The following is a 6,523-nucleotide window of genomic DNA, read 5'->3' on the forward strand; positions in this document are numbered from 1 at the left end:
CGGGCATTTGCGCGGGTTCCGCCCTGGCGCGCTCGTCGCCGATCATGGCGGTGAGCATGCTCACCGACTGCGCGGTGGTCAGCAGGCTGAGGTAGGCCTGGCGGACTCCCGGCAGGCCGGCGAGCCTGCCGCGGCTGGTCACCAGGACCGCGCAGCTGGCCGTCCCGGGAAACAGCGGGAGCACCTGGGCCTCGTCGGCGGCGTCGTCGAGCAGTATGAGGATCTTCCTGCCCGCGACCAGGCCGCGGAAGGTGTCGGCGCACTCGCTGAGGCTGGCCGGCATGGCCGTGGCGGCGACGCCCAGCGCGCGCAGGAAGCGTTCGAGCACCTGACGCGGCGCCAGCGGGTGGGCTCCCGTGCCGTCGAGGTCGGCGAAGAGCTGGCCGTCGGGGAACTCGGCGGCGAGATTGTGCGCGACCTGCAGGGCCAGGGCCGTCTTGCCGATGCCGCCCATGCCGGAGATCGCCACCACCCGCAGGTCCCTGAGCTGGTCGGCCGAGCAGTGCCCGAGCTCGCCGCTGAGCTGGTCCACGAGCTGGGCGTGGTCGAGGAAGTCGGAGACGCTGGGCGGCAGGCACTGGGGCGCGGGCGGAGCCTCCTCGGCGTAGGCGGGTTCGCTCGCGACGGGTTCGACCGGCTCGCTCTGGCCGTTCAGTATCGACTTCTGCAGGCGGCGTAGCTCCTCGCCGGGCTCCAGCCCGAGCTCCATGACGAGCACCTCGCGGGCGCGCCGGTAGGCCTCGAGCGCCTCAGAGCGGCGGCCCAGCAGGCACAGGGCGGTCATCAGCTGCGCCCACAGCCGTTCACGCAGCGGATGCTCTCCGGTGAGCGTCAGCAGCTCCTCCACGAGCTCGCGTTCCCTGCCGAGCCCGAGCTCGTAGGCGACGCGTTCCTCGATCATGGAAAGGCGGCGCTCCGACAGGTGTATCCTGGCTGGCTTCACCAGCTCGCTGTCGATGCCGGTCAGCGGCTCGCCATGCCAGAGCGCCAGTGCCGCCCGCATCGCCTCCGCCGCTTCGGCCTGCCTGCCGGCCGAAGCGGCCTGTCTGGAGAAGGCGGTCAGGCGCTCGCTGACGTGCACGTCGAGCTGGTCCTGTTCGACCAGCATCAGGTAGCCGGGCGCGACCGTGCTGATGACGTCGGGCAGGCATAGGTCGGCCAGCGCGCGTCTGAGCCGGGAGACGCAGATCTGGATCTGCGCCCTCGCGCTGGAGGGCGGGTCGTCGCCCCACACCGCGTCGATCAGGCGCTCCGTCGTGACCACCCGGTTGGCCTCGAGGAGCAGGACTGCGATGACGCTGCGCTGACGGGCAGAGGTGAGCCGGAGGCTGCCACCAGGCCCTTTGACTTCGAGGGGACCGAGAATCCGGAAGAGGATGCTCTCGCCGTTCTGCTCTGCCGTATGGTTCGCAGCCGCTCTCTGCACTCCTGCCATCCTCCTAGTCGCACATACGCGAATGACCTGCGCATACCTGCCAAGGTCGCACTTGCACGGCGAGGGTGGGCGGCGAAAACCCCCACCAGGGGATTTTGGTCTGTTGACGATATTTGTCAAGAAGGAATCCGTTTGCGCCCAGCAATGAGCACCTACGACTCCCACCCAAAAAGTGATTGCTGGTTGATGCCCGGATGATAGCGATCTCCGGACGCTGGAGTCCTGGCCCAGCGGCTCGAAATGGAGATGACCATGCACGACTCTGGAACCGGAGTCTTGGAGAAGGCGCCGGAGACCGCGCGCACCCTGTCGGTCTGCGTCTTCTGCGGAGCCAGGCCCGGCGTTTCCGCGCAGGCGGTCGAGGACGCGCGCCGCGTGGGCGCCCTGCTGGCCGAGAGCGGCCATCGCCTGGTGTACGGGGTTGGCGGCATCGGCCTGATGGGCGCGCTGGCCCGGGCGGCCGAGGACGGCGGCGCCGAGATCGTCGGCGTGATACCGCAATTCCTGTACGAACGCGAACGTCCAAACAATCCGCCCGCGCAAACGCTGATCATTACCGACGATCTTTTCGATCGAAAGCGGGAAATGATCGCCAGGGCGGACGCCTTCCTGGCTCTGCCCGGCGGATTCGGCACGCTCGACGAGATCACGGAGGTGATCGCCGCCGCACATCTCGGCGTGCACGACAAACCACTGATCATTCTCGATGTGGACGGCATCTGGGGCGATTTCCTGCGCATGGTCACCGCTATTCGCGAGCACGGGTTCGCGCCGCCCCGCGACAGGCCGCTCTTCCATCTGGCCGGCACCCCCGAGAAGGCGATGGCGCTCCTGGCGGAGCACACCGTGGTGAGCGGCGGCCATGCTCTGGGGTGACGCCGGGGAGGAATGCGGGGTCGTCGGCATCTGGACCCACGGCGAGCCCGTCGCGGAGTGGCTGCGCGACGGCCTGTTCGCCCTCCAGCACCGCGGCCAGGAATCGGCGGGCCTGGCGTTGTCCTGCGGCGCCGACATCGCCCACCACACGGGCATGGGACTGGTCTCGGAGGTGCTCACGCACGAGGCGCTGCAGGGCATGAAGGGGCACCTGGGCATCGGCCACGTGCGCTATTCCACCTCGGGCGACTCGTCACCGGAGAACGCGCAGCCCGTCATCGGACAGACCGGATCCGGCGAGCCCTTCGCGCTGGCGCACAACGGCAACCTGACCCGGCTGCCCTCCCCCGCCCGCACCTCCGACACCCACCTGCTGGCCGCCCAGGTCGCCGCGGAGCCCGGCACTCTCGCCGACGCGCTCGCCGATGTGCTGCCCCGCACGAACGGCGCCTTCTCCCTGGTCGGGATCTCGGCCGACGTGCTGTACGCCGCCCGCGACCCGCACGGCTTCAGGCCACTGAGCATCGGCAGGCTGCCGGGCAACGGCTGGGCGGTCGCCTCGGAGACGGCGGCCTTGGACAGCATCGGTGCCGTCTTCCACCACGAGGTCGAGCCGGGGGAGATCGCCGAGATGGGCGCGCACGGCCTGCGGGTGCGTTCCTTCGCCTCCGGCGTCAAGGCGCTGTGCGTCTTCGAGCACGTGTACTTCTCGCGCGCCGACTCGGTCATCGACGGCCGCTCCGTCTACGAGGTGCGCAACGCGATGGGCAGGGCGCTGGCCCGGCAGGCGCCCGCGCGGGCCGACCTGGTGATCCCCGTGCCCGACACCGCGCGGGTGGCCGCGCTCGGCTACGCCGAGGAGAGCGGCATCCCCTACGCCGAGGGTTTCGTGCGCAACGCCTACGCCACCCGCACCTTCATCCAGCCCTCCCGCCAGGGCAGGCAGCTCGGGGTGAGGCGCAAGCTGAGCCCCATCGTCTCGGCGGTGCGCGGCCGCCGGCTGGTGGTGGTGGACGACTCGATCGTCAGGGCCACCTCCATGAAGCAGGTCGTCTCCCTGCTCAAGGAGGCGGGGGCGGCGGAGGTGCACGTCAGGGTCGCCTCGCCGCCCGTGCGCTGGCCGTGCTTCTTCGGCGTGGACATCCGCACCACCGGCGAGCTGGTCGCCGGCCGGTACGGGGTGGCGCAGATCCAGCGCATCCTCGGCGCCGACTCGCTCGGCTACCTGTCGATCGGCGGCCTCGTCGAAAGCACCCGCCAAGGCGGGGACCTGTGCACCGCCTGCTTCACCGGCGCCTACCCGGACGCCGTGGCCCTATCGGCCGCACCAGGGCCGGCCTCACGAGGAAGGGAACCCGTATGAACGGCCTGACATCCAGCCGCGCGGTCTGCCTGACGGAGTTCGGCAAACCGGTGGGCGTGCGCGAGGTGCCCGTCGCCGCGCCGCGCCGCGGTCAGACCCTGGTCGCGCCGCGCTACGGCGGCATCTGCGGCACCGACGTCCACCTGCGCGAGGGTTTCCTGCCCATCCCGCTGCCGCTCGTGCTCGGCCACGAGGGACTCGGCACCGTGGTGGCCTGCGGCGATGAGGAAGGCGAGGACTTCTTCGGCACCCCGCTGCGTCCCGGCGACCTGGTGATGTGGGCTTCGTCGATCTCCTGCGGCCGGTGCGCGGCGTGCGGCAGGCGCGAGCCGACCCTCTGCGTGCGGCGCAGCACGTACGGCGTCACGCTCGGCCTGGACGACGACCCGCCGCTGTCGGGCTCGTGGGCCGACCGCATGACGCTGCGCGAGGGCACCACGCTGGTCAGGCTGCCCGAAGGGGTGGACCCGCTGGCCGCCGCCTCACTGGCGTGTGCGGCCCCGACGATGGTGCACGCCCTCTACGAGCGCAGACCGGTACGGCTCGGCGAGACGGTGATCGTGCAGGGCAGCGGCCCGGTCGGCATCGCGGCGGCGGCCCTGGCCAGGCTCGCGGGCGCCGCCGAGGTGATCGTCGTGGGCGGACCGGCCTCGCGGCTGAAGCTGGCCGCCGAGATCGGTGTCGGCGACCATCACCTGGACGTCGTGGAGGGGGGCACCCCCGGTACGGCGTTGGAGGCCGTCATGGACCTCACCGGCGGCCGCGGCGCCGACCTGGTCATCGAGTGCGCGGGCGCGCCGGCCGCCGTCGCGCAGGGCCTGCTGATGCCCGCGCGGGGCGGCGCTTACCTGGTCGTCGGCCAGTACACCGACAGAGGCGACGTGCCGCTCAACCCGCACCAGATCGTCCGCAGGCAGCTCGACATCAGGGGCTCGTGGGGCTTCACCGGCGCGCACCTGGCCGAGTACGTCGCCCTGCTCCCCACCCTGACCAACCGCTTCGACCTGGCCCGGCTGGTGACGGCCTACCCGCTCGAGTCGGCCGACGACGCCCTGGACGACGTGGCCGCGGGCGCGGTGATGAAGGCCGTCCTGGACATCGCCCGCTGAGGAGTTCCCGATGCGCACGCCCTACCCGCACGGCGGTGTGATCCACGAGATCTTCCGCAATCTCGCCCGTGTCCGCCCCGAGGCCGTCGCTCTGGTCGAGGACGACAGACAGATCACCTACCGCGAGCTCGACCGCGCCTCCGACGTACTGGCCAGACGGCTGCAGGACAGCGGCGTGTCCCCGAGGGATCTCGTCCCCGTGATGATGCCCAGGTCGGCCGGGTTCGTGGCGGTCCTGCTCGCGCTGCTGAAGTGCGGGGCCGCCTACGCCGCCCTGGACGGCCGGTGGCCGCGTGAGCAGCTGGCGGCCGTGGTGCGGCAGCTCCGGCCGCCCCTGATCGTGAGCGGGGGGGCTGCCGGCTGGGGGCCGCCCTCGTGGCAGCCGGGCCCGCTGGAGGAGGCGATCGGCGGGAGCGGCCTGCCGTACCCGGTGGAGGTCGACGGCGGCGACCCCGCGACCGTCTTCTTCACCTCCGGGACCACCGGACGCCCGAAGGGCGTCATCACCCCGCACCGCGCCACCGCCCGGCTGGCCGGGGACCCGATGCTCGCTCTCGGCGGTCCGGGTACGGCGATGCCGCAGGCCGCCCCGGTGCCGTGGGACGGCTACAGCCTGGAGCTCTGGGGCATGCTGCTGACCGGCGGCACCTCGGTCGTGGTGGCCGCGCCGTACCTGATGCCACAGGAGTTGCGCGCGCTGGTGGCCGGGCGCGGCGTGGACCGGGTGTGGCTGACCGCCTCGCTGTTCAACCTGTTCGTCGAGGAGGACGTCGGCGCGTTCGGCGGGCTGCGGCAGGTGGTGACGGGCGGCGAGCGGCTGTCGCCGCACCACGTCAGGGCGTTCATGGTCGCGCACCCCGGCGTCAGGCTGATCAACGGCTACGGGCCAGTGGAGAGCACGGTGTTCACCACCGCGCACCTCGTGCGGCCGCAGGACTGCCGGTTGCCCGAAGGCGTCCCGATCGGCCGCGCGGTGCTGGGCACGGAGGTCTTCGTGCTGGACGGCGAGCGGCTGTGCGGGCCCGGCGAGACGGGCGAGATCTGCGTCGGCGGCGACGGGCTGGCGGTGGAGTACCTCGGCGATCCGCAGCTGACCGCCGAGAGGTTCCCTGCGTGGGGTGGGCGCCGGGTGTACCGCTCGGGAGATCTCGGTCACGTGGACGCCGACGGCCTGCTGCACTTCGCGGGCCGCGGCGACCGGCAGGTCAAGCTGCGCGGGCACCGCATCGAACTGGCCGCCATCGAGGCCGTCGCGACCGCGCAGCCGGAGGTGAGCCGGTGCCTGGCCGTCGTCGAGGCGGCCAGGCTGCACCTGTTCTTCGTCGCGTCGGACCTCTCGGCCGAGGAGCTGGGGGTGAGGCTGCGTGAAAGCCTGCCCGCGTACGCGGCGCCCGAAGTGATCCACCGGGTCGACGCCTTCCCGATGACGGCCAACGGAAAGATCGACAAGGCTGCCCTGCTGGCCCTGGCCGCACCGGCGCGGCGCCAGGCCGCAGGAGCGCCCGCCGACGCGCTCACGCTCGCGGTCGCCGCCGCCTTCGCCGAGGTGATCGGGGTGCCCGAGCTGCCGCACGACGTGTCGCTGTTCGAGCTCGGCGGCAACTCTCTGGACGCCGGTCGGATCTGCGTACGGCTGCGCCGCCGGCTGGACCGCCCGGTGCCGATCTCCCGCCTGATGATCCACCCCACCGTGAACGGCCTGGCGGCCTGGCTGAAGACGACCCGCCCGAGCCCGCCACC

General features: G+C 71.9%; 5 protein-coding genes. 4 read left to right on the plus strand and 1 reads right to left on the minus strand.

Annotated elements, in window-relative coordinates; translation table 11 throughout:
• Positions 1 to 1,264, minus strand: a 1,264-nt coding sequence (locus ACTWPW_RS62485; RefSeq protein ID WP_443174766.1) for a BTAD domain-containing putative transcriptional regulator, incomplete at its 3' end; no start/stop codon positions are given.
• A 417-nt stretch (positions 1,265 to 1,681) separates the two neighbouring features.
• Here ACTWPW_RS62485 and ACTWPW_RS62490 point away from each other — a divergent pair.
• From ACTWPW_RS62490 to ACTWPW_RS62505, 4 genes are all read left to right on the plus strand, one after another.
• Positions 1,682 to 2,311 carry a TIGR00730 family Rossman fold protein gene (locus tag ACTWPW_RS62490; RefSeq protein WP_443174767.1) on the plus strand — a complete coding sequence of 210 codons (630 nt, stop codon included), beginning with the start codon at positions 1,682 to 1,684 and terminating at the stop codon, positions 2,309 to 2,311.
• Positions 2,298 to 3,674: an amidophosphoribosyltransferase gene (purF, locus tag ACTWPW_RS62495; RefSeq protein ID WP_443174768.1), complete on the plus strand. Its 1,377-nt coding sequence runs from the start codon at positions 2,298 to 2,300 to the stop codon at positions 3,672 to 3,674. Before ACTWPW_RS62490 ends, purF begins: the two co-directional genes overlap by 14 nt.
• The gene (locus ACTWPW_RS62500; RefSeq protein WP_443174769.1) at positions 3,671 to 4,783 is read left to right on the plus strand and encodes a zinc-binding dehydrogenase; all 1,113 of its coding nucleotides are present in this window, start codon (positions 3,671 to 3,673) and stop codon (positions 4,781 to 4,783) included. The genes purF and ACTWPW_RS62500 overlap by 4 nt, the downstream gene beginning before the upstream one ends.
• Positions 4,784 to 4,793: 10 nt before the next feature.
• Positions 4,794 to 6,523: non-ribosomal peptide synthetase (locus ACTWPW_RS62505; RefSeq protein ID WP_443174770.1), on the plus strand; the 1,730-nt coding region annotated here is incomplete at its 3' end.

The sequence above is a fragment of the Nonomuraea sp. KM90 genome, from assembly GCF_052246675.1.
Lineage (GTDB): Bacteria > Actinomycetota > Actinomycetes > Streptosporangiales > Streptosporangiaceae > Nonomuraea.

Bases quoted from the DNA above. Each gene is read 5' to 3' on its own strand.
- purF (WP_443174768.1), top strand. From the start codon at position 2,298: ATGCTCTGGGGTGACGCCGGGGAGGAATGCGGGGTCGTCGGCATCTGG.
- ACTWPW_RS62490 (WP_443174767.1), top strand. From the start codon at position 1,682: ATGACCATGCACGACTCTGGAACCGGAGTCTTGGAGAAGGCGCCGGAG.
- ACTWPW_RS62500 (WP_443174769.1), top strand. From the start codon at position 3,671: ATGAACGGCCTGACATCCAGCCGCGCGGTCTGCCTGACGGAGTTCGGC.